Here is a 23,177-nt window from a genome sequence, read left to right on the forward strand (position 1 = left end):
CGTGGTGGGCGCGCCGTTTTGGACGCTACGCGTTCGGAGGGGTTTGGGTCCGTGTTGCCTGTAGATTTTCGGTCGCGATCTTTCTTCGCTTGTTCTGGCGCGCATGGGCATGCGACTTCACGCGCCCCTGCATCAAACCTTCAATACTCGCCTCAGCAGGAACTGCCTCACCGGTACCACCGCTCGCTCCTGCGCCAGCACGCAGACCACGATGCACAATCCCAGATACAGCGGATAGAAGGCTGGCGTCAGCGCCAGTTCCCCCGCCTGAGCCACGCAATCGGCCCAGTCCTCGAAGCATTCGGCCGACAGTGCCCCGAGCAGCTTCTCCGAGCGCGAGAAGAGGATGAACACCGGCACATGCAGCACGAACAGCGGCAACGAGGCCGCGCCGAGGCGCTGTGACCAGCCGACCACTGCGGCACTGCGTGGCGTGGCGATCAGCGCGCAGAGCCAGACCAGTGCCAGTTGCGCCGGCAGCAGCAGGCCGTTGTGCAACAGGAAATACCAGTAGCGTTCGCCCTTGAGCAGCCACACCGTGGCCAGAAAGCTCGCCAGCACGAAGGCCCCCAGTGCCAGCCGTGCTGCGATGCCGAGTTGCCCGCCGGCCGCTCGCCATTCGCGGAACAGCCCGCAGAGCAGAATGCCGGCGAGAAATTCCGGCAGCCGCAGCAGCGGCATGCGGTGCAGCATGCCGGTGACGGGAATGCCGTAGGCATCCTGCTGGATTGCCCACAGCGGCGGCAGCAGGTAGAGCGCGGCGATCGCCAGCAGCCACCAGCCCTTGTGGCGCAGGCGCATCAGGCGCGGTGCCAGCAGCGGGAAGCACAGGTAGAAGAAGAACAGCGTGGAGATCGACCACAGCGGCGGGTTGAACGTCAGGTACAGCGGGTTCCAGGCATGCAGCATCAGCAGCTGCAGAATGAAGTTGAACGCCAGCTCGCGGTTGTTCATGAAGTACTCGAGGGCGTCGCGGGCCTCGCCGCTGAGCTCCTCGTTGGTGTCGTAGACCACATAGCGCAGGCTCGCCTTGGCGTCGTCCGGCGGAATGCCTAGCTTGGCGATGATGGTCAGCACGATGGCCGTCAGCAGCAGCGAGAACAGGTGCAGCGGGTAGAGGTTGGCCAGGCGTTTGCCGAGGAAATGCCGCGCCGGCTCGCGCAGTTCGCCCTGCCGACAATAGACGTGCGCCAGCAGAAAGCCGGAGAGGACGAAGAAGCTGCTGGTGGCGAAGAAGCCGACGCCGGCCAGCTCCGAGAGCCAGGTCGGCTCGTCCTCGACGTAGGCGTGCACGGTATGGAACAGCACGACATAGATGGCCAGCAGAAAGCGCAGCCACTCCAGTCCGATGAAATGTTCGGTGCGCGCCACAGCCCGCTCCTGTGTCGGTTGATAGTCATCGGACTCGCAGCGACGCCAGCGGTTGCGCTGCACCGGTAATCGGGACCCGGCGCACGGCAGCCGGCGCCGGTGGTCGGATAGGAAGGAAATGCACCATCGATCCGGAGGCCCATGTTGTTGCCCGCCCCGCTACGTTCACCGCTCGCCGTTCTATGTCTGCTGCTGATCACGCTGCCGCTTGCCCAGCGCGCCGTGGCGCAGGACAGCATCGAATGGAGCGGCCCGTTACTGGCGCGTCTGGCCCAGGTGGACAGGCAGACACCGGGGCAACTGGGCGTCTACGTCAAGGACATGCAGACCGGCATCTCGGTCTCCTACCATGGCGAAGACGCCTGGTACCTGGCCTCGACGGTCAAGGTGCCGATCGCCATCGCGGTGATGCGCCGTGTCGAGCAGGACGACTTGACGCTGGACAGCCCGGTGACCCTGCTTGCCAGCGACTACGTCGACGGTGCCGGCCCGACCAACCGCCATGCGCCGGGCAAGGCGCTGAGCGCGCGTTATCTGCTGGACCAGATGCTGATCCACAGCGACAACACCGCCAGCGACATGCTGATCCGCCTCGTCGGCATCGACCAGGTCAATGCGGTTACCCGCGAGCTGGTGCCCGGGGGCTTCGGGCCGATCACCACCCTGGCCGATGTGCGACGGCTGATCTACGGCGAACTGCATCCGGCGGCGCGCACGCTGTCCGGCAAGGACTTTCTCGCCCTCAAGCGGCAGCCGAACGACGCCGGCCGCCTGGCCTTGCTGCCGCGGCTGATCGGCGTGGAGCGCAGCGCGCTGGTGCCCATCAGCCTCGGCGAGGCCTACGAGCGTTACTACGCCACGCCGTTCAACTCCGGCACGCTGAAGGCCTATGGCGATCTGCTCTCGGCACTCGATGCCGGCACCGCGCTGGGGCCGGCGAGCACCGAGTACCTGCTGAGCGTGATGCGCCGGGTCGAGACCGGCGGGCGGCGAATCAAGGCTGGCCTGCCGTCCGGCACCGGATTCGCTCACAAGACCGGCACCCAGCGCGCGCGCATCTGCGATGCCGGGCTGGTGGACCAGCCAGGCGCGGCGGACTCGACGTCCCAGCGCCTGATCATTGTCGCCTGCGTGCGCGGGGTGGCCTCCACCACCCAGGCCGAGCGGGCATTGCGTGGCACCGGCGAGGCCGTCGCCGCAGCGGGGTTGATTCGAAGATGAGCAGATTGATCGCGTTTGGCGCACTGCTGGTGCCACTGGCCGGCCTGACGGCCTGCACCGAACAGGCCGAGGCGACCTGGAAGGATGGGCTGGAGCAGGAGCTGCGTCGGGTCGACGAGGCGTCGCCGGGCAAGCTCGGCGTGTACATCAAGCATCTGGGCGAGGATGCCGAGCTGCGCTACGACGCCGAGCGCTTCTGGTACCTGGGCTCGGCAGTGAAGGTGCCGATCGCGCTGGCCGTGCTGCAGGGCGTCGACGATGACGAGTTTCGCCTCGATCAGCGGCTGACGCTGGAGGCGGAGGACAAGGTGGACGGCTCCGGCGATCTGGTCTGGCAGGACAACGGCGTCGATTACTCGCTGCGCGATCTGCTCAAGGAAATGCTCATCGAAAGCGACAACACGGCCGCCAACATGCTGATCCGCCTGGTCGGCGAGGATGCGCTCAACCAGCGCACCCGCAAGAGCATGGGCGGCGACTTCGAGGCCATCACCAGCTTTACCCAGGTGCGGCGCGACGTATACGGCGAGGTACATCCCGATGCCGCCCAGCTGGACAACATGCAGCTGGTGGAGCTGGCCTCAGCGCCGTTCAGCAAGCCGCGTTATGAGGCGCTGGCGCGGGTACTCAATCTGCAGCAGGACGAGTTGAAGGCGGCAAGCATGGAGCAGGCCTACGAGCGCTACTACGCCCGCCAGCTCAACTCCAGCAGCCTGGTGGCCTACGGCACGATGCTGGAAAAACTGGTGCGCGGGGAGTTGCTGTCGGCCGAGAGCCGCGATCTGCTGTACGGCTTCATGAAGCTCGATTCCTATGACAACTACCGGCTCGAGGCCGGGCTGCCGGAGGACGTGCCCTTCATCCAGAAGACCGGCACGCAGCTGGAGCGCGCCTGCCATGTGGGCGTGATCGAGCCAGAGGACGAGCGCCGTGCGATCGTCGTGGTGGCCTGCGCCGAAGGCCTGGACGAAGGCAAGGAAGCCGGCAGCCTGTTCGAACAGGTCGGCCAGGCGATCAGCAAGGCGTTGCTGAGCGAGGCGCCGCCGAACTGAGCCGCGCCTGCAGCAAGGCAAGCCCGGCAGTTGGTCATTCGTTGGCGTTGCCGGTCGGCAGCAAACCTCGTTCGGCGAATACCGCCTTCACGGTGTGCATGCCATTGAGTGCCGCCGGGAAGCCCGCGTAAACCGCCATCTGAATGACCACTTCGACGATCTGCTCCGGCGTGCAGCCGACATTCAGCGCGCCGTGAACGTGCACCGCCAGCTGCGGTTGGCAGTGGCCGAGCGCGGTCAGCGCCGCCACGGTCGCCAGCTCGCGCTGGGGGAGGTCCAGGCCGGGGCGCTGATAGATGTCGCCGAAGGGAAACTCGATAACGTAGCGGGCCAGGTCCGGTGCGATGGCTTGCAGGCTGTCGATGACCTTGTGCCCGGCTTCGCCGTCAATTTCTTGGAGCTTGGCCAGGCCGTCTGTGTAGCGGGTCGATGCAGACATGGAGCGTTCCTCTTGATGGACTAGAGGAAAGCCTGCGGGTTGGAGTCAGCTCCAGGTCAAGCGGAAGTTTGCTGCCGATACAGGGCGATCTTCGCGCGCAACGCGTCGAGATGATCATGGTCGCGCTGGATGCGTTCCTGCAGCCGGGCCGCATGTTCTTCGAGCAGCGCCTGGCGCGCCGCCAGCGTGGTAGCGCCGCATTCGCGCAGTTCGGCATAGCGGATGATGTCGTCCAGCGCCATTCCGGTGTCTTTCAGGCGCAGGATGAAGCCGATCCACTCCAGGTCGCGTGGGCCATAGACGCGAAAGCCGCTGGAATCCCGAGCGACCTGTCGCAGCAGGCCGATCTTCTCGTAATAGCGCAGCGTGTCGGCGGACAGCCCGGTACGTGCGGCGAACTGCCGGATGCTCAGACGGACCGGCACCTCGCTCATGCCTTGATCGATCGCAGAATGACGAACTTCGGCGTGGCGGCGACCTGCTCGGCATTGCCGAACAGGCGCTTGAGCTTGAGGTGATAGCCAAGGTGGCGATTGCCGACGATCCACAGCTCGCCGCCCTTGGCCAGCGCCGCCTTGGCCTGGGTGAACATGCGCCAGGCGAGGAAGTCGCCGACCACCTGCTGCTGGTGGAACGGCGGATTGCACAGTACCAGGTCCAGCGAGGCCGGCGGCTGCTCGGCCAGGCCGTCGCCGGCGCGAATCTTGACCGGACGCTGACCGTGGATTGCCTGCCAGTTCTCCCGTGCCGACTGCACAGCCATGTAGCTCTCGTCCACCAGTATCAGTTGCGCCTGCGGGTTGCCCAGCGCGTAGACGATGCCGAGCACACCGTTGCCGCAGCCGAGATCGGCGACGCGCAGCGCACCGAGTGCCTGCGGCAGATGTGGCAGGAAGGCGCGGGTGCCGATATCGAGGCCTTCGCGGCAGAACAGGTTGGCGTGGTTGAGCAGTTCAAGCTTCGGCTGATCGAGCTGGTAGCGGGTAGGGTAGGGCGACTGCGGCGCCGGTTTTGCGCTCGGCGTTGTGCTGAGCAGACGTGCCTTCTTCACCGCCAGCGAGGCCTGCACCGGGCCAATGTACTGCTCCAGCAGATCACCGGCGGCGCGCGGCAGGTGCTTGATCATCGCCGCAGCGATCACCTGCGCGCCGGGCGCCAGCTGGCCGTGCAGGCGGATCAGCTGTTCTTCCAGCAGGGCAAGGGTTTTCGGTACGCGAATCAGCACCCGGTCGAACGGGCCCTGGGCGACCTCGCTGGCAGGTACGAAGCGCACGCTGTCGGCCGGCAGCTCGTTACGTGCCAGGTTCTTTTGCAATGCCAGGTGGCCGAGGTGCGAGTCGCCGCTGCTGGTGACCGCGACGTGTGCGGCCAGCGAGCAAGCCAGGGCGCCGAAGCTGTCATTGAGGATCAGCACTCGCGTGGCCGCTGGCAATCCCTGCTCATGCAGCTGGGCCAGCAGGTATTCGTCGGCGGCATCGAAGGCCTGCAGCGGCTCGTTGGGCTGCTCCGGCTGACGGATCAGATCGAGGCTTGCATAGGGGGTATCGAGAATAGGCATGAGAACTGGCGGTGTTTGTAAGCGTCGGAAAGGAGTATCAAGGATTCATACGGGCGCTGCGTGCAGTGGGCCCAAAGATGCTCGGAGGGAGCGAAGTATGACCGCCAGCGAAGAGAAGTTCACCCGCCAGCGCCTGCTAGAGGTGCAGACGTTGACGCCTAACCTGTTCACTCTGCGTACCAGCCGCGATCCCGGTTTTCGCTTCACCGCCGGGCAGTTCGCCCGCCTCGGTGTGCGCAAGCCCAGCGGCTGCATCGTCTGGCGCGCCTATTCGATGGTCTCGGCGCCGCATGACGAGTTTCTCGATTTCTTTTCCATCGTGGTGCCGGACGGCGAATTCACCAGCGAGCTGAGCCGGCTCAAGGTCGGCGACGAGTTGCTGGTGGACAAGCAAGCCTTCGGCTTCCTGACGCTGGATCGCTTTCCCGATGGCCGTGACCTCTGGCTGCTGGCCACCGGCACCGGTATCGCGCCGTTCCTGTCGATCCTGCAGGACTTCGAGGCCTGGCAGCGCTTCGAGCGCATCATTCTTGTCTACAGCGTGCGCGAGGCCCGTGAACTGGCCTACCAGCAGCTGATCGCCGAACTGCCGCAGCGCGACTACCTGGAAGGGCTGGGCACGAAGCTGCTGCACCTGCCGGTGGTCACGCGCGAACGGGTGCCCGGCGCGCTGCATGGGCGCATCACTACGCTGATCGAGAACGGCGAACTGGAACGCGCCGCCGATCTGCAGCTGACGCCTGAGCATTCGCGGATCATGCTCTGCGGCAACCCGCAGATGATCGAGGACACCCGTGCGGTACTGAAAGCCCGTGATCTGAACCTGGCGATGACCCGCCGGCCCGGTCAGGTGGCAGTGGAGAACTACTGGTAGTCGATTGCCGCGGGAAGCCCCGCAAAGCAAAAGCCCCCGCCGGACGATCCGACGGGGGCTTTGTCTTTCTGGCCAGGCTTGCCGGTCGGCGCGGCCGTTACACGACGCCCTGGGCCAGCATGGCATCGGCGACCTTGACGAAGCCGGCGATGTTGGCGCCTTTGACGTAGTTGATCCGGCCGTTTTCCTCGCCATGGGCGACGCAGGCGTGGTGGATCGACTGCATGATGCCGTGCAGCTTGGTATCCACCTCACCGGAGGTCCAGTGCAGGCGCATGGCGTTCTGGCTCATCTCCAGACCGCTACAGGCCACACCACCGGCGTTGGATGCCTTGCCCGGTGCGTAGAGGATGCCGGCCTCGAGGAACAGGTCGACGGCCTCCAGGGTCGACGGCATGTTCGCGCCTTCGGCCACGCAGATGCAGCCGTTCTTCAGCAGTGCGCGGGCGTCTTCGCCATCCAGTTCGTTCTGCGTGGCGCAGGGCAGGGCGATGTCGCACGGCAGGTTCCACGGACGCTGATCGGCCAGGTAGGTCACGCCGAACTGCGTGCCCATCTCTTCCAGGCGACCGCGACGGACGTTCTTCAGGTCCATCAGGTAGGCCCACTGCTCGGCGGTCATGCCGTCCGGGAAGTGCAGGGTGCCGCCCGAGTCGGACAGCGAGACGACCCGGCCGCCCAGTTCCATGACCTTCTGCGCCGCGTACTGCGCGACGTTGCCGGAACCGGAGATCGCCACGCGCTTGCCGTCGAAGCTGCTGTGGCTGCTCTTGAGCATTTCCTCGGCGAAGTACACGCAGCCGTAGCCGGTGGCTTCCGGGCGGATCAGGCTGCCGCCATAGGCCAGGCCCTTGCCGGTCAGGACGGAAGTGAACTGGTTGGACAGGCGCTTGTACTGGCCGAAGAGGAAGCCGATCTCGCGACCGCCGACGCCGATGTCACCGGCCGGCACGTCGAGGTCGGCACCGATGTGGCGATACAGCTCGCTCATGAACGACTGGCAGAAGCGCATGACTTCGTTGTCGCTCTTGCCCTTGGGATTGAAGTCCGAGCCGCCCTTGCCGCCGCCCATGGGCAGCGACGTCAGGGAGTTCTTGAAGACCTGCTCGAAGGCCAAGAACTTGAGGACGCCGAGATTGACCGAGGGATGGAAGCGCAGACCACCCTTGTACGGGCCGATGGCGCTGTTCATCTGGATGCGGAAACCGCGGTTGACCTGGACGCGGCCCTGATCGTCGACCCACGGCACGCGGAAGATGATGGCGCGCTCCGGCTCGACCATGCGCTCGATGATGCCGGCCTGCATGTAGTGCGGATGGGCTTCGAGGAAGGGCCAGAGGCTGCGAACCACTTCTTCCACCGCCTGGTGGAACTCGGGTTGGTGGGGGTCGCGTTGCTTCAGTCGGGCGAGAAAGGCATCAACGGTTTCGATCATCAGTAGGCCCTCGGCGACCGCTTGTTGGCAGTCATTAATAATTTTGGCCGGCGACTGTAGCAAACCTGATTTGCACCGCGGAAGTGCGACATGAGTCTGGCATGCCGCCAAATGGTGCGTTTGAGGGGTAGTGGTGCTGAAGGTCTCGGCTCCGCGCGTGGCGTCTGGTTTCTATGTTTCCCGATGCTTCAGACTTCACAGGGCGGAGGCGTTGCTCGATTTGCACGGAATTGGAGCGCTGGGTGCGTCATTCTTGTGACTGGTGGGGTGATGGCTAGTCGGCCAGCTCACAGCGATTGCGACCACTGCGCTTGGCTCTCAGCAGCGCGATGTCGGCGCGGTTGATGGTGCTCGAGTAGGTTTCGTCGGCGCGCAGCTCGGCGATACCCATGCTGGCGGTTACCCCGAGCAGGTCATCGTTTACCCGCACGCCGAGCGCGGCAATGCTGTCGCCAAGACGGCGTATCACCGTGCAGGCCATTTCGGCGCTGCTTTCCGGCATCAGGATGAGGAATTCTTCGCCGCCCCAGCGCCCGCACAGATCATGTTCGCGTATTTCCGACTCCATGACCCGCACCACCTCGATCAGCACCCGGTCACCGACTTCATGGCCGTACTCGTCGTTGATCACCTTGAAACGATCGATATCCAGCATCACCACCGCCAGCGGTCGCGCATAGCGCTTGGCGCGCTCGCTTTCCTCGCGCAAGCGTTCGGTGAGCAGGCGGCGGTTGGCGATCCCAGTGAGGGAATCCAGGGTCGAGGCCTCACGCAGCGAGGCGTTGAGGTCCTGCATCATCATTTGGTAGCGGTCAGAGATGCGCGCGACCTTTTCCAGCTGGCGCAGCTGCTTGTCGAAACGCGCCGCCAGGCTCAGCTCGCGTTCGCGGGCGATGCTCTGGTAGCCATCCGACACGCGAGCGATGCGCTCGATGCGCCCGAGCAGATCGTGATGGGCGCTCCACAGCTGGCTGAGGGCCTCCTTCAGTGGGTGGCCTTCGAACTCTGGATTGGCGAGGAGACCGGCGATCTCCTGTTCTAGCGGTGATGGCCCGCGCATATCGACCTTCCGTCAGTCGTGGCTCTGGATGGCAAAGGGGAAGGTGCAGTCTTCCTTGAACTCTTCGGCCAGCTCGACCACACGCTCGTTGCGGATGTCGTAGTACCAGTTGACCGCCACCTGGCGACCGTCCTGGAAGGCCGCTTCGAGCAGGTCGAAGATGTCCATCATCGCCTTGATGCTGCTGGTGTTGAGGTACAGCAGGCGCAGCTCGAGGCTGAGTGGGTGGCTGGCCTGGGCGAGAAAGCGTTCGATCCACTCGTAGACCTGATGGAACAGCTCGTAGGAATTCTCAGGGTAGGAATCGCCCTGCATCGAGACGATGCCTTTTTCCCAGTCGGACTGGATTTCAGGGGTGGACTGGCTGCCGGGGATGGAAAAGTCGTTCATGGGGATGCTCTTGGGATTCAGATGACGGCGCTCAGGCTGATGAAAGACAGTTCGTCGGAGACTGGCTGCAACGAGGCCTTGAGCGGTTCGCTGGACTTGCGGGCGATGTCGATCAGGCCAAGCCCTGCGCCAGACGCCACGTGCTCGTCGCGCGGCTTGCGCAGTTGTTCCTTGTACAAAGCCTTCAGTTCGGCTTTGTCCTTCTTCGCCAGTTCCGCGATGGCATCGAGCAGTACCTGGCCATCGGCGGTTTCGATCAGGTTGCCGGCCGAGACGACGTAGCGGCCCTGCTCATCGCGGGCGACCACTACGGTGGCCCCGGCCTGCTGATCGGACCAGTTCTTCTCGCGGGTGTAATGACGGATGTTCTGGGTCATCTCGATGTATACGGCGAACACATCCATGGCCGATGACGGGTGGGCCTGTTCTTCGGCCATGTAATTGCGCAGCGCGTTGCCTATCTCTTCGATCAGGCTGCGCGAGATAGGGCCGTTGAAGCACAACATGATCTGTTGCTGGTTGTAGCATTCGCGCATCGCGAACATGTCAATGGGGGCCATGGCCAACTCCCTGTCTCAATCGAAACGGAAACATAACATCGTGATGTCGTCGCGCTGCGGAAAATCGCCCTGGTAGCGCGCCAGTGCGAGGCTGAAGGCTTCGCCCTGTTCAGCCAGCGGACGCCTTGCATGCTCACGGATCATGCTGGCGAAGCGGCTATTGCCGAAGCCGTAGCCCTGGTCGCCGCCGGCCTGGTCGAGGAATCCGTCGGTGGTCATGTAGAAGGTCCGGCCTGACCGCAGGTCGATACTGGTGTTGTGGTACTCGCCGACGCGCTTGTCGCCGATCGCCCGGCGTGCCGCCTTGACCTCGTGAACGTCCTCGCCGTCACAGTAGTACAGAGCGATCTTCGCGCCGGAATAATGCACCTTGCGCCGCTTGAGATCGACATAGGCCAGGCCGATGTCCATGTTGGTGGCCAGCGCGTGGGCATCATCCTCTTCCTTGAGCATGCTGCGCACGATGGCGTCGGTACGCGCCAGCGCCGCGGCCGGATCGGCCAGGCCGGTGCTGCCGAGTGCCTGATCGATCGCGGCATGGGCCAGCATGGTCATCAGGGCGCCGGGTACGCCATGGCCGGCGCAGTCGACCACGCCAAACAGACAGCCGTGGTCGTCGGCGCGATAGACATAGAAGTCACCACCAACGACATCGCGCGGCCGCCACAGCACCGCATGGCGATCGCCCATGGCGCTGACCAGCTGCCGGTTCGGCAGGATCGAGCGCTGGATGAGGCTGGCGTAATCGATGGAGTCGTCGATCTTCTTGTGTGCCGCGGCCATGTCCCGGTTGGCCTGTTCCAGGTCGCGGGTGCGCTCGCGTACGCGGTTCTCCAGCTCGCTGGTGTGGCTGCGCACCTTCTGCGCCATGGTGCCGAAGGCTGCACTGAGTTCGCCGATCTCGTCCTGGCGATGCAGCGGCAGCGGCGCGTCGTACTGCCCGGCCGCCAGCGCCTGGGCGCTGCGGCGTAGCTGGCGCAGTGGCTTGAGTACACGCTTTTCCACCAGCCAGGCGCCGCCGCCGATCAGCAGCAGGAACAACACCAGGAACAGGCCGATGGCCGGCAGCAGCGGGCGGATCTCGACCACCTGCGCGGTGCCCAGGTCGACGGCGCTGGCGACGAACCACTGCAGTTCAGGAATCCAGCTCAGCGCCAGCAACCGCGGGGCGCCATCCAGCGTGACCCGAACGGTCGCCACGCTGCCGGGACTGTCGCGGCTTTCGGCCATGGCCTGGCGTACCGCCGACGCTGCGCTGAGGTCGTCGAGCAGGCCGAGGATATTGGTGGACAGCGAGCGCCCCCGTGCCGTCTCGGCATTCAGCGTGACGAGGTTCTGGTTGGGGTGGACCAGGATGGAGCCGAAGGCGTCGAGCACCATCGACTCGACACCGACCTTGTTGGACTCGATGAAGTCGTCGAGGAAAGCCTGCAGACCGATGCCCGAGCCGACCAGCCCGAGGCGCCGATCGCCATCTCGTACCTGCACGTTGAACCAGACCTTGAGTTCGCCGGTGACCACCGAACGATCGACGTTGAGTGCGTAGGGTGCATTGGCCTGGAGCGTCTGGAAGAACCACTCGTCGCGGGGATTTTCCGGGCTCATTTCATAGCGCGGCGTCTCGCTGGGCGCCTGGTCGGGTCCGTTGGAATAGTAGCTGTTGCTGCGTGCCGACGCGGCAAAGTAGGCGTGATCGCCCAGCGCTTGCTGGTAACCGGCAGCTTCCTTGAAAAAGGTCTCGCGCTTGGTCGGATTGCGCTCATCGATGAGCCAGGCGAGGGTCAACTGGGACGCGGCGAGGCGCTGGGCGAGTGCGAGCTCGCGAGACACCGGCGCGAACAGGCGTTCGCGGTTGAGTTGCACCACGTTGCGTGCATAGGCTTCGCCGAAGCGGTTCTGCACGCCGAGCAGCGCCTCGCGGCCGATGAAGCCTGCGAACACGAAGGCCAGCAGGCAGGTAAGCAACAAGGCCAGCAGTGATTTGCCGCGCAATCCCAGGGCTGCCATGCGAAATTCCTTCCTGTCACGAAGTCGTGGCGCGGTAGACGATTGCCGGCCGTGGGTCAGAGTGGGCGGCAATTATCCGGCATAAGGCGTTTTGCTACTAGTCGATTGTCGTGTTTCTGACGCAGGAACGGAGCCGATTGGCTCCGTTCCTGTGTGCATACCGACTTACTGCGCCAGTTTCTTGTACTTGACGCGGTGGGGCTGGGACGCGGCATCGCCGAGGCGCTTCTTGCGATCGGCCTCGTATTCGGTGTAGTTGCCCTCGAAGAACACCACACTGCCATCGTCCTCGTAGGAGAGGATATGAGTGGCAACCCGATCGAGGAACCAGCGGTCGTGGGAGATCACGATGGCGGCGCCGGGGAAGTCCAGCAGTGCCTCTTCCAGCGAGCGCAGGGTTTCCACGTCGAGGTCGTTGGACGGTTCGTCGAGCAGCAGCACGTTGGCACCCTGCTTGAGGGTCAGCGCCAGGTGCAGGCGGCCGCGCTCACCACCGGACAGATCCTTGACGAACTTCTGCTGGTCGCCGCCCTTGAAGTTGAAGCGGCCGACGTAGCCGCGCGACGGCACCTCGTAGTTGCCGATCTTGATCATGTCGAGTCCGTCGGACACCGCTTCCCACACGGTCTTGCTGCCGTCCAGGTCGTCGCGGCTCTGATCCACGCAGGCCAGCTGCACGGTATCGCCGACCTCGATGCTGCCCGAATCCGGGGTTTCCTTGCCCATGATCATCCGGAGCAGGGTCGACTTACCGGCGCCGTTACCACCGATCACGCCGACGATGGCGCCCTTGGGCATGCTGAAGCTCAAGTCTTCGATCAGCACGCGGTCGCCGTAGCCCTTGGTCACGTTCTTGAACTCGATGACCTTGTCGCCCAGGCGCGGGCCGGCCGGGATGTAGATTTCGTTGGTCTCGGCGCGCTTCTGGAATTCCTGCGACTGCATCTCCTCGAAGCGTTGCAGGCGGGCCTTGGACTTGGCCTGGCGGGCCTTGGCGCCCTTGCGCACCCACTCCAGCTCTTCCTTCATGGCTTTTTCGTGGGCCGACTGCTGCTTGGACTCCTGGGCCAGACGCTCGGACTTGGCTTCCAGCCAGCCGGAGTAGTTGCCCTCGTACGGGATGCCGGCGCCGCGGTCGAGCTCGAGAATCCAGCCGGCGACGTTGTCGAGGAAGTAGCGGTCGTGGGTGATGGCCACTACGGTGCCCGGGAAGTCATGGAGGAACCGCTCCAGCCAGGCGACCGAGTCGGCGTCCAGGTGGTTGGTCGGTTCGTCCAGCAGCAGCATGTCGGGAGCCGACAGCAGCAGACGACACAGCGCCACGCGACGCTTCTCGCCGCCGGACAGGTGCTCGACCTTGGCGTCCCACGGCGGCAGGCGCAGGGCGTCGGCGGCGACTTCCAGCTGGCGCTCCAGGTTGTGACCGTCGGACGCTTGCAGGATGGCCTCCAGCTTGGCCTGCTCGGCAGCCAGGGCGTCGAAATCGGCGTCCGGCTCGGCGTAGGCGGCGTACACCTGATCCAGGCGCGCCTGGGCGTCCTTGATCTGGCTGACGGCTTCTTCCACCACGTCGCGAACGGTCTTGCTCGGATCGAGCTGTGGCTCCTGTGGCAGGTAGCCGACATTGATCCCCGGCATGGCGCGGGCTTCGCCGTCGAACTCGGTGTCGACGCCGGCCATGATGCGCAGCAGGGTGGACTTACCGGCGCCGTTCAGGCCGAGCACGCCGATCTTGGCGCCAGGGAAGAACGACAGGGAAATGTTCTTGAGGATCTCACGCTTCGGCGGAACGACCTTGCTCAGCCGGTGCATGGTGTAGACGTATTGAGCCATGGAAACAGATGCCCGTGACAGTGGTGATGGATGCCGCCCCGAAGCCGCCAGGGCCGGGAAGAAAAGGGTGGCATGTAAAGGGCGCAAAGCTACCCGAATGGGCCGGTCAGGGCAAACCGCGGCGGTGCTGTCGGTGGGGCCTGCACGGGTCGGTAGGGGCGCTCGCGTTCATGCTGACCATGACCAGCGCTCATACCCGCAACGGCGTGGATGGGGTAGAATCCGCGCCTCACTTTTTAACCGCCAGCTGACCTCAGAGGACTGCCATGTTCAGCCGTGATTTGACCCTCGCCAAATACGACGCCGAGCTTTTCGCTGCCATGCAGCAGGAAGCCAAGCGTCAGGAAGACCACATCGAGCTGATCGCCTCGGAGAACTACACCAGCCCGGCGGTGATGGAAGCCCAGGGTTCGGTGCTGACCAACAAGTACGCCGAAGGCTACCCGGGCAAGCGCTACTACGGCGGTTGCGAGTACGTCGACGTGGTCGAGCAGCTGGCCATCGATCGCGCCAAGGAGCTGTTCGGCGCCGACTACGCCAACGTCCAGCCGCACGCCGGCTCCCAGGCCAACGCCGCGGTCTACCTGGCCCTGCTCAGTGCGGGCGACACCATCCTCGGCATGAGCCTGGCCCACGGTGGTCACCTGACCCACGGTGCGTCCGTTTCCTCCTCCGGCAAGCTGTACAACGCCGTGCAGTACGGCATCAATGATCAAGGCCTGATCGACTACGACGAAGTCGAGCGCCTGGCCGTCGAGCACAAGCCGAAGATGATCGTCGCCGGCTTCTCGGCCTATTCCCAGAAGCTGGACTTCGCCCGCTTCCGCGAGATCGCCGACAAGGTCGGTGCCTATCTCTTCGTCGACATGGCTCACGTGGCCGGTCTGGTCGCCGCCGGCGTCTACCCGAACCCGGTGCCCTTCGCCGACGTCGTTACCACCACCACCCACAAGACCCTGCGCGGCCCTCGCGGCGGCCTGATCCTGGCCAAGGAGAACGAGGAGATCGAGAAGAAGCTCAACTCCGCAGTCTTCCCGGGCGCCCAGGGCGGCCCGCTGGAGCACGTGATCGCGGCCAAGGCGGTGTGCTTCAAGGAAGCCCTGCAGCCCGAGTTCAAGGCTTACCAGCAGCAGGTGGTGAAGAACGCCCAGGCCATGGCGGAAGTGTTCATCCAGCGCGGCTTCGACGTGGTTTCCGGCGGCACCCAGAACCACCTGTTCCTGCTCAGCCTGATCAAGCAGGACATCACCGGCAAGGATGCGGACGCCGCTCTGGGACGCGCCCACATCACCGTGAACAAGAACAGCGTGCCGAACGATCCGCGTTCCCCGTTCGTCACCTCCGGCCTGCGCATCGGTACGCCGGCGGTCACCACTCGTGGTTTCGGCGAAAGCGAGTGCCGCGAGTTGGCCGGCTGGATCTGCGACATCCTCGACAACATGGGCGACGAGTCGGTGATCGACGCGGTCCGTGGCAAGGTCGAGGCGGTCTGCGCCAAGTTCCCGGTGTACGGCAACTAAGCGCGTCCAGACGCAAACGGAAAGCCCGCGCAAGCGGGCTTTCTGCTTTCTGGCGCCAGCAATTGCTGATGGCTTGATCCCGGTCGTCGCTGCGGGCTTGTGCCGCGCTAGACTCCGCTTACCGCTCATCGGAGTTCTGGCATGTTCAAAAACGCCACTGGCGTGATCCTCCCGCCACCGCTTATCTACCTGTTGTTCCTGGCTGCCGCCTGGTTGCTCGACGCGATGCTGCCCATCGCGCTGCCGCAGACGCTCTGGACGCGCTACATCGGTTGGGGATTGATCGATGCCGGCGTGCTGTTGATGCTCTGGGCCGGGTTGTTGATGCTCTGGCGCAAGACCACGGTCAATCCCTACGGCAAGCCGGCGAAATTGTTGGAGGAGGGGCCGTTCCGCTTTTCGCGCAATCCGATCTACCTGGCCGACAGCCTCATTTACCTCGGCATCGCGCTGCTATGGGCGTCGCTGTGGCCGTGGCTGCTGTTCCCTGCAGTGATCGTGACCATGCAGCGTGGCGTCATCGTGCATGAGGAGCGGCTGCTCATCCAGCTGTTCGGCGAGGACTATCGGGCCTACTGCGCGCGCGTCCGCCGCTGGTTGTGACGGCGGCTTCGGCTGGTACTGTCCTATAGTGAACCCAGACTTCGCGGAGTAATGCCATGAGTGATTCGTCCAGTGAGCGCCGGCGCTTTCAGCGCATCGAGTTCGACGCAGCCACCGAACTGGTGCAGGGTGAGCGTTGCTGGTCGGTAGAGCTGCATGACCTGTCGCTGAAGGGGCTGCTGGTTCGTCGTCCGGCCGACTGGAGCGCTGACGCCGAGCAACCCTTTGCAGCACGGGTGCGCCTCGCCTACGACGCCGAGGTGCGCATGGAGGTAAGCATGGCTCACGAGGAAGGCGAGTTGATCGGCTTCGTCTGCCAGCACATCGACCTCGACTCGATCGCTCATTTGAGACGTCTGGTCGAACTCAACCTTGGCGACGAAGCGCTGCTGGAGCGTGAGCTGGCGGCGCTGGGCGGCGCCTAGCAGCTCACTCGAACAGCGCGTCGAGGGCCTGCTCCAGACGTGTCACGGCAATGATCTGCAGGCCGGGCGGGGCCTCTTTCGGCGCATTGCCCTTGGGCACGATGGCGCGCTTGAAGCCGTGCTTGGCGGCTTCCTTCAGGCGTTCCTGGCCGCTCGGCACCGGGCGGATCTCGCCGGACAGGCCCACCTCGCCGAACACCAGCAGATCGGTATCCAGCGGGCGGTTGCGCAGGCTGGAAATCACTGCCGCCATCAGCGCCAGGTCCGCCGCCGTCTCCAGTACCTTCACGCCGCCCACCACGTTGATGAACACGTCCTGGTCGTAGGTCGGGATGCTGCCGTGGCGGTGCAGTACGGCGAGCAGCATGGCCAGGCGGTTCTGGTCCAGGCCGAGGGTGACGCGGCGCGGGTTGGCCAGGTGGCTGGTGTCGACCAGCGCCTGCACTTCCACCAGCATCGGCCGGGTACCTTCCCAGGTCGCCATCACCACGCTGCCGGGCACCGCTTCCTGAGCGCGGGTGAGGAAGATCGCCGAGGGGTTGGTGACTTCCTTCAGGCCCTTGTCGGTCATGCCGAACACGCCCAGCTCGTTGACCGCGCCGAAGCGGTTCTTCACCGCGCGCAGCAGGCGCAGGCGGCCGTCCGACTCACCCTCGAAATACAGCACGGTGTCGACCATGTGCTCGAGCACGCGCGGGCCGGCCAGCGCGCCTTCCTTGGTGACGTGGCCGACCAGAAAGATCGCCGTGCCACTCTGCTTGGCGAAACGCACCAGCAGCGCCGCGCTCTCTCGCACCTGGGCCACGCCACCCGGAGCCGATTGCAGCTGCTCGGTGAAGATGGTCTGGATCGAGTCGATGACCATCACCTTGGGCTTTTCCAGCCGCGCGGTGGCGATGATCGACTCGATGCAGGTTTCGGTCATCACCTTGAGCCTGTCCTGCGGCAGGTCCAGACGGCGCGCGCGCATGGCGACCTGTTGCTGCGATTCCTCGCCGGTGACATACAGCGCCGGGAAGCGCTGAGCGATGGCGCAGAGCGTCTGCAGGAGGATCGTGGACTTGCCGATGCCCGGGTCGCCGCCGATAAGCACCACCGAACCATCCACCAGGCCGCCGCCCAGCACGCGGTCCAGCTCGCCGGAGGCGGTGGAGAAGCGCGGCACTTCCTCGACGCTGACTTCAGCCAAGGTCTTGATGTTGGCCTGATCCCCGGCCCAACCGGCGCGGCCGGACGGCGGTGCGGCGCCGTCGATGACGGTTTCGACCAGGGTGTTCCAGGCGCCACAGTCGCCGCACTGGCCGGCCCACTTGGGGAAGGTCGAGCCGCATTCGGTGCAGCCATACATGCGCTTGGCCTTGGCCATGGGAAACTCCGGGTCGGGGAATGGGTGTCGCATGATAACGGCTGACTTGATTGCCATCAGCCACAAGCGGCGCGGGAACCGCCAGACTGTAAACAAATCGAGCAGGAGTGCGTGCCATGCGTCATCTGTTGTTTCTGCATCTGCTGGGCGCGAGCGTCTGGGTCGGCGGGCACCTGGTGCTGCTGCTGGGCGTGCTGCCCAGGGCCATGCGCCAGCGCGATCCGCAGCCGGTACGCCAGTTCGAGCAGCTTTACGAACGCATCGGCATCCCGGCATTGCTGATTCAGATCGTCACCGGCTTCTGGCTGGCGAGCCTCTGGCTGCCCCATGCCCAGTGGTTCGATGGCGCGCCGCTCGCACGGCTGGTGCAGGCCAAGCTGGTGCTACTCGGCTTGACCGCGCTGCTCGGCGCCCATGCACGGCTGGCCTTGATTCCGAAGCTGGACGGGCAGCGCCTGCCGCAGCTGGGCCTGCATATCGTGCTGATCACGCTGACTGCCGTGGCGTTCGTCTGGGTCGGTTCGGGTTTCCGTTTCGGCGGGCTGTTCTAGCGGGGTGTGCAACGAAGAAGCCCGCCGAATGGCGGGCTTCTCGTTTTCGTCGGGCCTATCAGCCGCAGCATCCACCGCAGCAGCTGCCGGAGGCGCGCTTGAGGTCGCGGGCGATGTCGTCCTTCATGTTCACACGCTCTTGCTTGAGCGCACTGAGCGCGGCGTCGTCGAGGGTTTCGACGCCGTCTTCGACGCGGCAGATGCGCTTGTCCAGCGCCTCGTATTCTTCGGCCTTGCGGGCGAAGACCGGGTCTTCCTGACGCAGCTTCTGCAGTTGCTCGCGCTTTTCAGGGAAGTCCTTGATCAGGGGGTGGTGTTCGACGTGCATGGAATCGCTCCGGGTGTCAGGAAGGGCTCTACCTTATTCGCCCGTCCGGCAGAACCGGTTGACGGCGATCAAGCGAACCTCATCCGCGACAACCGGTCGATGAAAGGCACATCGGCGTGGCTTTTGCCGATTGCGCCGCCTATGCTCTACGACGGCGCTCCGCGCCAGGATGCTGCGCCATTTCATGCAAGCCTGCGACTACCAGAAGGATGATGCGAATATGAGTCTGATCAGCGAGTTCAAGGCGTTCGCCGTGCGCGGCAACGTCGTCGACATGGCGGTGGGGATCATCATCGGCGCCGCGTTCGGCAAGATCGTGTCGTCGTTCGTCGATGGCGTGGTCATGCCGCCGCTGGGGCTGCTGATCGGTGGAGTCGATTTCACCGATCTCGCCATCGTGCTCAAGGATGCTGTTGGGGATACCCCGGCCGTGCTGCTGCGTTACGGCGCGTTCATCCAGACGGTGGTGGATTTCGTGATCATTGCATTTGCCATCTTCATGGCGATCAAGGCGATCAACCAGCTCAAGCGCAAGGAAGCCGAGACGCCGTCGGCACCACCGGCGCCCTCGAAGGAGGAGCTGTTGCTGACCGAGATCCGGGACCTGCTCAAGGAGCAGAATGGTCGGTGAGGGCGTGCGGCTGTACGGACGGAAACCCGGCGCGCTGCGCCGGGTTCTTGAATGCATTCACTCCGGCTTGGGAGTGTCTGCGGTGCTGGGCGGCAGCACGGGATAGACCACCTGCGGCTGGTCCCCGGTCACGCTGTGCAGGAAGGCGGTGATGGCGCTGACTTCGTCCGGGTTGAGCTGCTGGCCGAGCTGGCTGTCACCCATGATGGCCACTGCCTGCTCGAGTTCCCAGACCTCGCCGCTGTGGAAGTACGGCGGTGTCAGCGCGACGTTACGCAGCGGCGCAGCGCGGAATACGTACTCGTCGCTGGCGGTATTGGTCACCGCGAAGCGGCCCTTGTCGCCAGTCGGCAACACGTCAGCCCCTGGCTTCTTGATCACGCCGAAGGGGAAATAGCCCTGGCCACCCAGGTTCACCCCGTTGTGGCAGGCCGAGCAGCCGGTGTCCATGAACAAAGCCAGGCCTTGCTTCTGCTTGTCGTCCAGCGCCTTGTCGTCGCCCTTGAGGAAGCGGTCGAACGGTGAGTTCGGCGTGGTCAGGCTGACCTCGAAGGCTTCCAGTGCATAGGCCATGTTGTCGAAGCTGACCGGTTCCTTGTCCTTGGGGAAGGCCTTCTTGAACTCGGCGGCGTACTCCGGAATGCTCTTGAGCGTGGCGACGACGCGCTCGGGGGTGCTGTTCATTTCGACGCTCGCCTGAACCGGGCCCTTGGCCTGTTCCTGCAGGTCCTTGGCGCGCCCATCCCAGAACTGCGCGGCGTTGAACACGGCGTTCAGCACGGTTGGCGAATTGCGCGGGCCCTTCTGCCAGCCGTGACCGATGGAGGTCGGCACGTTGTCGCTGCCGCCGATGCTCAGGTTGTGGCAGGTGTTGCAGCTGATGACATGGCTGCTCGACAGGCGAGGGTCGAACCAGAGTTTGTGTCCAAGCATGGCCTGGTCTTCACTGACCTGGCGACCACGGAGCTCAGTGACCTTGTCCGGGATCGGCTTGAACATCGCATTGGCTCGCTCGCGCAGTTCATCTGCGTTCGCTGCGCCGGTAACGATTAGGCTGCTAAGCAATAGGGTAAGAGAGGGGCGCATCACGGAGGCTCCTTTTGTGTTGGCTGGCTCTAGGAGGCGCCTTTTCGTCAAGTGGCCGGTTGACCCACATCAAGAGCTGCGAACAGAACAGGCGCGCACGATTGTTTCCTCATATGTCGGCAGCAAAGAAGCAGCGAGCGCCGGTCAGCCGCATCCGGCGGTCGTCGGCCAGGAGACACCGGCTTCAACCTTGCGGCGCGGCTGGCTCGGCGCGAGAATGACGCGCATCAATCGTGGCTGCGCGCCACCCCGTCAAGGATTCCCGATGCCTGAAACTGTCGCTGCCGGCCTGCGCCTGGCACCCGATGCGCTGACCCGTCCCTTCGAGCCTAGCCAATTCAACTTCAAGACCACCGCCGAGCTTGAGCCCTTTCTCGGGGTACTCGGCCAGGAGCGCGCGGTCGAGGCGCTGCAGTTTGGCGTGGCGATGCCGCGCCCGGGCTATAACGTCTATGTCATGGGCGAGCCCGGCACCGGGCGTTTCTCCTTCGTGCGACGTTATCTTAAGGCCGAAGGGAAGCGACTGGAGACGCCGTCGGACTGGGTCTATGTGAACAACTTCGACGAGCCGCGCGAGCCTCGCGTGCTCGAGCTGCCCCATGGCGGTGCCGCTGCGTTTATCGCCGATATCAACCAGCTGATCGACAACCTGCTGGCCACCTTCCCGGCGGTGTTCGAGCATCCCAGCTTCCAGCAGAAGAAGAGCGCTATCGACCGCGCCTTCAATCAGCGCTACGACAAGGCCCTGGATGTGATCGAGAAGCTCGCCCTGGAAAAGGAGATCGCTCTCTATCGCGACAGCACCAACATCGCCTTCACACCCATGAAGGAAGGCAAGGCGCTGGACGAAACAGAGTTCGCGCAGCTGCCGGAGAGCGAGCGCGAGCGTTATCACGAGGACATCTCCGCGCTGGAAGTGCGGCTGAACGAAGAGCTGGCGAGCCTGCCGCAGTGGAAGCGCGAGTCGACCAACCAGCTGCGCCAGCTCAACGATGAAACCATCAGCCAGGCGCTGCAGCCGCTGCTCGCGCCGCTGTCCGAGAAATATGCGGAGAACGCAGGTATCGAAGCGTACCTGCAGGCGGTGCAGGTCAACCTGTTGAAGACGGTGGTCGAGCAACTGGTCGACGAGAACCGTCCGGAAGCGCAGAACCGGGTGCTGCTGGAAGAGCAGTACAGCCCGAGCCTGGTGGTCGGCCATCCGGTCGATGGTGGCGCACCGGTGGTATTCGAGCCGCACCCGACCTACGACAATCTGTTCGGTCGAATCGAGTACAACACCGATCAGGGCGCGCTCTACACCAGCTACCGCCAGCTGCGCCCGGGCGCCCTGCACCGCGCCAATGGCGGTTTTCTGATGCTCGAGGCCGAGAAACTGCTCAGCGAGCCCTTTGTATGGGAAGCGCTCAAGCGGGCCCTGCAGTCACGCAAACTGAAGATGGAGTCGCCGCTCGCCGAGCTGGGCCGCCTGGCCACCGTGACGCTGACGCCGCAGGTGATCCCGCTGAACGTCAAGGTGATCATCATCGGCTCGCGCCAGCTCTATTACACGCTGCAGGACCTGGATCCGGACTTCCAAGAGATGTTCCGCGTGCTGGTGGACTTCGACGAGGACATCCCGCTGGCGGAGGACAGCCTCGAGCAGTTTGCGCAGCTGATGAAGACCCGCACTTCGGAAGAGGGCATGGCGCCGCTAACCGCCGCGGCCGTCGCGCGTCTGGCTACCTACAGCGCACGCCTGGCCGAACATCAGGGGCGCTTGTCGGCACGTATCGGCGACCTGTTCCAGCTGGTCAGCGAGGCCGATTTCATTCGCCAGCTGGCCAAGGACGAGGTCACCGACGTCGGTCACATCGAGCGTGCGCTGAAGGCCAAGGCCACGCGCACCGGTCGGGTTTCGGCGCGAATACTCGAGGATATCCTTGCCGGGGTGATCCTGATCGACAGCGAGGGCGCAGCAATCGGCAAGTGCAACGGGCTGACGGTGCTGGAGGTCGGCGATTCGGCCTTTGGCATGCCGGCGCGCATCTCCGCCACCGTCTACCCGGGCGGTTCGGGGATCGTCGACATCGAGCGCGAGGTCAATCTCGGCCAGCCGATCCACTCCAAAGGGGTGATGATTCTCACTGGCTACCTCGGCAGCCGCTATGCCCAGGAGTTTCCGCTGGAAATCTCGGCAAGCATCGCGCTTGAGCAGTCCTACGGCTACGTCGACGGTGACAGTGCCTCGCTGGGCGAATGCTGTGCGCTGATCTCGGCGCTGTCGCGTACACCGCTCAAGCAGTGTTTCGCCATTACCGGCTCGATCAACCAGTTCGGCGAAGTGCAGGCGGTCGGCGGGGTCAACGAGAAGATCGAGGGCTTTTTCCGCCTTTGCGAAGCACGTGGGCTGACCGGCGAGCAGGGGGTGATCATCCCCTTTGCCAACGTCACCACGCTGATGCTCGACGAGCGTGTGCTCGAAGCGGTACGCCAGCAGCGATTCCACGTCTATGCTGTAAGACAGGTGGATGAGGCTTTATCGCTTCTGGTCGGCGAAGACGTCGGTGCCGCCAACGAACAGGGGCGCTTCCCCAAGGGCAGCGTCAACGCCAGGGTGGTCGAGCGTCTGCGTGATATTGCCGAGATCGAAATGGAAGACGAAGGCAAGAGCGAGTCGGCGACCGCCGATCAGGCACCGTCCACGCCTGAGGGTGGAGATTGACTGCGCCATTGTGCGGTTTTTGAACGGAACGATAGCGCCAGCGGCGGGTCTGCAGTGGAGGAGGGCATCCACCCTTCATCCACATGGTTATCCACAGCTTCAGGGGATAAACAGGCTTGCGCGCCCACCCGGACAGGGTGTCTCCCGCGTCGGCCGATGCGAG

Annotated in this window: 22 protein-coding genes; 9 read left to right on the plus strand and 13 right to left on the minus strand. The window is 64.4% G+C overall.

The annotated features are described in order from the left end of the window. Window positions 1-132 precede the first annotated feature (132 nt). Window positions 133-1,371, minus strand: a complete 1,239-nt coding sequence (locus HZR81_RS03400; protein ID WP_500127336.1) for an acyltransferase family protein — start codon at window positions 1,369-1,371, stop codon at window positions 133-135. A 141-nt stretch (window positions 1,372-1,512) separates the two neighbouring features. Between HZR81_RS03400 and HZR81_RS03405 the strand changes: the two genes are divergently transcribed. Further along, on the plus strand, window positions 1,513-2,592 hold the full coding sequence (locus tag HZR81_RS03405; RefSeq protein ID WP_500127337.1) for a serine hydrolase: 1,080 nt from the start codon (window positions 1,513-1,515) through the stop codon (window positions 2,590-2,592). Then, window positions 2,589-3,644, plus strand: a complete 1,056-nt coding sequence (locus tag HZR81_RS03410; RefSeq protein ID WP_500127338.1) for a serine hydrolase — start codon at window positions 2,589-2,591, stop codon at window positions 3,642-3,644. The genes HZR81_RS03405 and HZR81_RS03410 overlap by 4 nt, the downstream gene beginning before the upstream one ends. A 34-nt stretch (window positions 3,645-3,678) precedes the next feature. On the opposite strand, the gene HZR81_RS03415 is transcribed toward HZR81_RS03410, so the two are convergent. The 3 genes from HZR81_RS03415 to HZR81_RS03425 are packed head-to-tail and all read right to left on the minus strand — an operon-like array spanning window position 3,679 to window position 5,641. Further along, a complete protein-coding gene (locus HZR81_RS03415) occupies window positions 3,679-4,083 on the minus strand; it encodes a carboxymuconolactone decarboxylase family protein (RefSeq protein WP_500127339.1) in 405 nt (134 codons plus the stop codon). 56 nt (window positions 4,084-4,139) lie between these two features. Beyond that, the gene (locus HZR81_RS03420) at window positions 4,140-4,517 is read right to left on the minus strand and encodes a MerR family transcriptional regulator (protein WP_500127340.1); all 378 of its coding nucleotides are present in this window, start codon (window positions 4,515-4,517) and stop codon (window positions 4,140-4,142) included. Continuing rightward, the gene (locus tag HZR81_RS03425; RefSeq protein WP_125862654.1) at window positions 4,514-5,641 is read right to left on the minus strand and encodes a methyltransferase; all 1,128 of its coding nucleotides are present in this window, start codon (window positions 5,639-5,641) and stop codon (window positions 4,514-4,516) included. Before HZR81_RS03425 ends, HZR81_RS03420 begins: the two co-directional genes overlap by 4 nt. 97 nt (window positions 5,642-5,738) lie before the next feature. On the opposite strand from HZR81_RS03425, the gene HZR81_RS03430 reads away from it, so the two are divergent. Further along, entirely contained in the window at window positions 5,739-6,515 is a 777-nt protein-coding gene (locus HZR81_RS03430; RefSeq protein ID WP_500127341.1) for a ferredoxin--NADP reductase, read from the plus strand. Between the two features lie 97 nt (window positions 6,516-6,612). Here the strand turns inward: HZR81_RS03430 and gdhA are convergent, their stop codons facing one another. The 6 genes from gdhA to ettA form a co-directional block, all read right to left on the minus strand. After that, entirely contained in the window at window positions 6,613-7,950 is a 1,338-nt protein-coding gene (gene gdhA / locus HZR81_RS03435) for an NADP-specific glutamate dehydrogenase (protein ID WP_500127342.1), read from the minus strand. 274 nt (window positions 7,951-8,224) lie between these two features. Continuing rightward, window positions 8,225-9,010, minus strand: coding sequence for a biofilm regulation diguanylate cyclase SiaD (gene siaD / locus HZR81_RS03440; protein WP_500127343.1), 786 nt, complete (start codon window positions 9,008-9,010; stop codon window positions 8,225-8,227). A gap of 12 nt (window positions 9,011-9,022) precedes the next feature. After that, a complete protein-coding gene (gene siaC, locus HZR81_RS03445) occupies window positions 9,023-9,400 on the minus strand; it encodes a biofilm regulation phosphoprotein SiaC (protein WP_102840505.1) in 378 nt (125 codons plus the stop codon). A gap of 17 nt (window positions 9,401-9,417) precedes the next feature. Beyond that, window positions 9,418-9,960, minus strand: coding sequence for a biofilm regulation protein kinase SiaB (gene siaB / locus HZR81_RS03450; RefSeq protein ID WP_102840506.1), 543 nt, complete (start codon window positions 9,958-9,960; stop codon window positions 9,418-9,420). A gap of 15 nt (window positions 9,961-9,975) precedes the next feature. Further along, entirely contained in the window at window positions 9,976-11,967 is a 1,992-nt protein-coding gene (siaA, locus tag HZR81_RS03455; RefSeq protein WP_500127344.1) for a biofilm regulation protein phosphatase SiaA, read from the minus strand. 165 nt (window positions 11,968-12,132) lie between these two features. Next, window positions 12,133-13,800, minus strand: a complete 1,668-nt coding sequence (gene ettA / locus HZR81_RS03460) for an energy-dependent translational throttle protein EttA (protein ID WP_500127345.1) — start codon at window positions 13,798-13,800, stop codon at window positions 12,133-12,135. Between the two features lie 266 nt (window positions 13,801-14,066). On the opposite strand from ettA, the gene glyA reads away from it, so the two are divergent. The 3 genes from glyA to HZR81_RS03475 all read left to right on the plus strand — a co-directional run bounded on the left by glyA (window position 14,067) and on the right by HZR81_RS03475 (window position 16,348). After that, the gene (gene glyA / locus HZR81_RS03465) at window positions 14,067-15,320 is read left to right on the plus strand and encodes a serine hydroxymethyltransferase (RefSeq protein ID WP_500127346.1); all 1,254 of its coding nucleotides are present in this window, start codon (window positions 14,067-14,069) and stop codon (window positions 15,318-15,320) included. Between the two features lie 141 nt (window positions 15,321-15,461). Further along, complete coding sequence (locus tag HZR81_RS03470; RefSeq protein WP_125883151.1) at window positions 15,462-15,923, plus strand: methyltransferase family protein; 462 nt, start codon at window positions 15,462-15,464, stop codon at window positions 15,921-15,923. A gap of 56 nt (window positions 15,924-15,979) precedes the next feature. Next, window positions 15,980-16,348 (plus strand): PilZ domain-containing protein, encoded by a 369-nt coding sequence (locus tag HZR81_RS03475; protein WP_102840510.1) that lies wholly within the window; start codon window positions 15,980-15,982, stop codon window positions 16,346-16,348. Between the two features lie 4 nt (window positions 16,349-16,352). Here HZR81_RS03475 and radA read toward each other — a convergent pair whose 3' ends face one another. Continuing rightward, window positions 16,353-17,714, minus strand: coding sequence for a DNA repair protein RadA (gene radA / locus HZR81_RS03480; RefSeq protein ID WP_200600224.1), 1,362 nt, complete (start codon window positions 17,712-17,714; stop codon window positions 16,353-16,355). 116 nt (window positions 17,715-17,830) lie between these two features. On the opposite strand from radA, the gene HZR81_RS03485 reads away from it, so the two are divergent. Next, a complete protein-coding gene (locus HZR81_RS03485; RefSeq protein ID WP_482739471.1) occupies window positions 17,831-18,265 on the plus strand; it encodes a CopD family protein in 435 nt (144 codons plus the stop codon). 58 nt (window positions 18,266-18,323) lie between these two features. On the opposite strand, the gene HZR81_RS03490 is transcribed toward HZR81_RS03485, so the two are convergent. Then, a complete protein-coding gene (locus tag HZR81_RS03490; RefSeq protein ID WP_133456215.1) occupies window positions 18,324-18,593 on the minus strand; it encodes an HP1242/YdcH family protein in 270 nt (89 codons plus the stop codon). A 220-nt stretch (window positions 18,594-18,813) separates the two neighbouring features. On the opposite strand from HZR81_RS03490, the gene mscL reads away from it, so the two are divergent. After that, window positions 18,814-19,224 carry a large-conductance mechanosensitive channel protein MscL gene (gene mscL / locus HZR81_RS03495; RefSeq protein WP_482739472.1) on the plus strand — a complete coding sequence of 137 codons (411 nt, stop codon included), beginning with the start codon at window positions 18,814-18,816 and terminating at the stop codon, window positions 19,222-19,224. A 57-nt stretch (window positions 19,225-19,281) separates the two neighbouring features. Here the strand turns inward: mscL and HZR81_RS03500 are convergent, their stop codons facing one another. Continuing rightward, complete coding sequence (locus HZR81_RS03500) at window positions 19,282-20,310, minus strand: cytochrome-c peroxidase (protein WP_500127347.1); 1,029 nt, start codon at window positions 20,308-20,310, stop codon at window positions 19,282-19,284. Between the two features lie 265 nt (window positions 20,311-20,575). Between HZR81_RS03500 and HZR81_RS03505 the strand changes: the two genes are divergently transcribed. Continuing rightward, window positions 20,576-23,014, plus strand: a complete 2,439-nt coding sequence (locus HZR81_RS03505; RefSeq protein ID WP_208217549.1) for a Lon protease family protein — start codon at window positions 20,576-20,578, stop codon at window positions 23,012-23,014. The last annotated feature ends 163 nt before the right edge of the window (window positions 23,015-23,177 follow it).

Source organism: Pseudomonas sp. LM13 (assembly GCF_041381355.1).
In the GTDB taxonomy this organism is placed as follows: Bacteria; Pseudomonadota; Gammaproteobacteria; order Pseudomonadales; family Pseudomonadaceae; genus Stutzerimonas; species Stutzerimonas frequens.

What these genes read in the sequence shown, in the direction of transcription:
- HZR81_RS03405 (WP_500127337.1), top strand. Translation starts at nt 1,513, where the DNA reads ATGTTGTTGCCCGCCCCGCTACGTTCACCGCTCGCCGTTCTATGTCTG.
- HZR81_RS03410 (WP_500127338.1), top strand. Translation starts at nt 2,589, where the DNA reads ATGAGCAGATTGATCGCGTTTGGCGCACTGCTGGTGCCACTGGCCGGC.
- HZR81_RS03415 (WP_500127339.1), bottom strand. Translation starts at nt 4,083, where the DNA reads ATGTCTGCATCGACCCGCTACACAGACGGCCTGGCCAAGCTCCAAGAA.
- HZR81_RS03420 (WP_500127340.1), bottom strand. Translation starts at nt 4,517, where the DNA reads ATGAGCGAGGTGCCGGTCCGTCTGAGCATCCGGCAGTTCGCCGCACGT.
- HZR81_RS03425 (WP_125862654.1), bottom strand. Translation starts at nt 5,641, where the DNA reads ATGCCTATTCTCGATACCCCCTATGCAAGCCTCGATCTGATCCGTCAG.
- HZR81_RS03430 (WP_500127341.1), top strand. Translation starts at nt 5,739, where the DNA reads ATGACCGCCAGCGAAGAGAAGTTCACCCGCCAGCGCCTGCTAGAGGTG.
- gdhA (WP_500127342.1), bottom strand. Translation starts at nt 7,950, where the DNA reads ATGATCGAAACCGTTGATGCCTTTCTCGCCCGACTGAAGCAACGCGAC.
- siaD (WP_500127343.1), bottom strand. Translation starts at nt 9,010, where the DNA reads ATGCGCGGGCCATCACCGCTAGAACAGGAGATCGCCGGTCTCCTCGCC.
- siaC (WP_102840505.1), bottom strand. Translation starts at nt 9,400, where the DNA reads ATGAACGACTTTTCCATCCCCGGCAGCCAGTCCACCCCTGAAATCCAG.
- siaB (WP_102840506.1), bottom strand. Translation starts at nt 9,960, where the DNA reads ATGGCCCCCATTGACATGTTCGCGATGCGCGAATGCTACAACCAGCAA.
- siaA (WP_500127344.1), bottom strand. Translation starts at nt 11,967, where the DNA reads ATGGCAGCCCTGGGATTGCGCGGCAAATCACTGCTGGCCTTGTTGCTT.
- ettA (WP_500127345.1), bottom strand. Translation starts at nt 13,800, where the DNA reads ATGGCTCAATACGTCTACACCATGCACCGGCTGAGCAAGGTCGTTCCG.
- glyA (WP_500127346.1), top strand. Translation starts at nt 14,067, where the DNA reads ATGTTCAGCCGTGATTTGACCCTCGCCAAATACGACGCCGAGCTTTTC.
- HZR81_RS03470 (WP_125883151.1), top strand. Translation starts at nt 15,462, where the DNA reads ATGTTCAAAAACGCCACTGGCGTGATCCTCCCGCCACCGCTTATCTAC.
- HZR81_RS03475 (WP_102840510.1), top strand. Translation starts at nt 15,980, where the DNA reads ATGAGTGATTCGTCCAGTGAGCGCCGGCGCTTTCAGCGCATCGAGTTC.
- radA (WP_200600224.1), bottom strand. Translation starts at nt 17,714, where the DNA reads ATGGCCAAGGCCAAGCGCATGTATGGCTGCACCGAATGCGGCTCGACC.
- HZR81_RS03485 (WP_482739471.1), top strand. Translation starts at nt 17,831, where the DNA reads ATGCGTCATCTGTTGTTTCTGCATCTGCTGGGCGCGAGCGTCTGGGTC.
- HZR81_RS03490 (WP_133456215.1), bottom strand. Translation starts at nt 18,593, where the DNA reads ATGCACGTCGAACACCACCCCCTGATCAAGGACTTCCCTGAAAAGCGC.
- mscL (WP_482739472.1), top strand. Translation starts at nt 18,814, where the DNA reads ATGAGTCTGATCAGCGAGTTCAAGGCGTTCGCCGTGCGCGGCAACGTC.
- HZR81_RS03500 (WP_500127347.1), bottom strand. Translation starts at nt 20,310, where the DNA reads ATGCGCCCCTCTCTTACCCTATTGCTTAGCAGCCTAATCGTTACCGGC.
- HZR81_RS03505 (WP_208217549.1), top strand. Translation starts at nt 20,576, where the DNA reads ATGCCTGAAACTGTCGCTGCCGGCCTGCGCCTGGCACCCGATGCGCTG.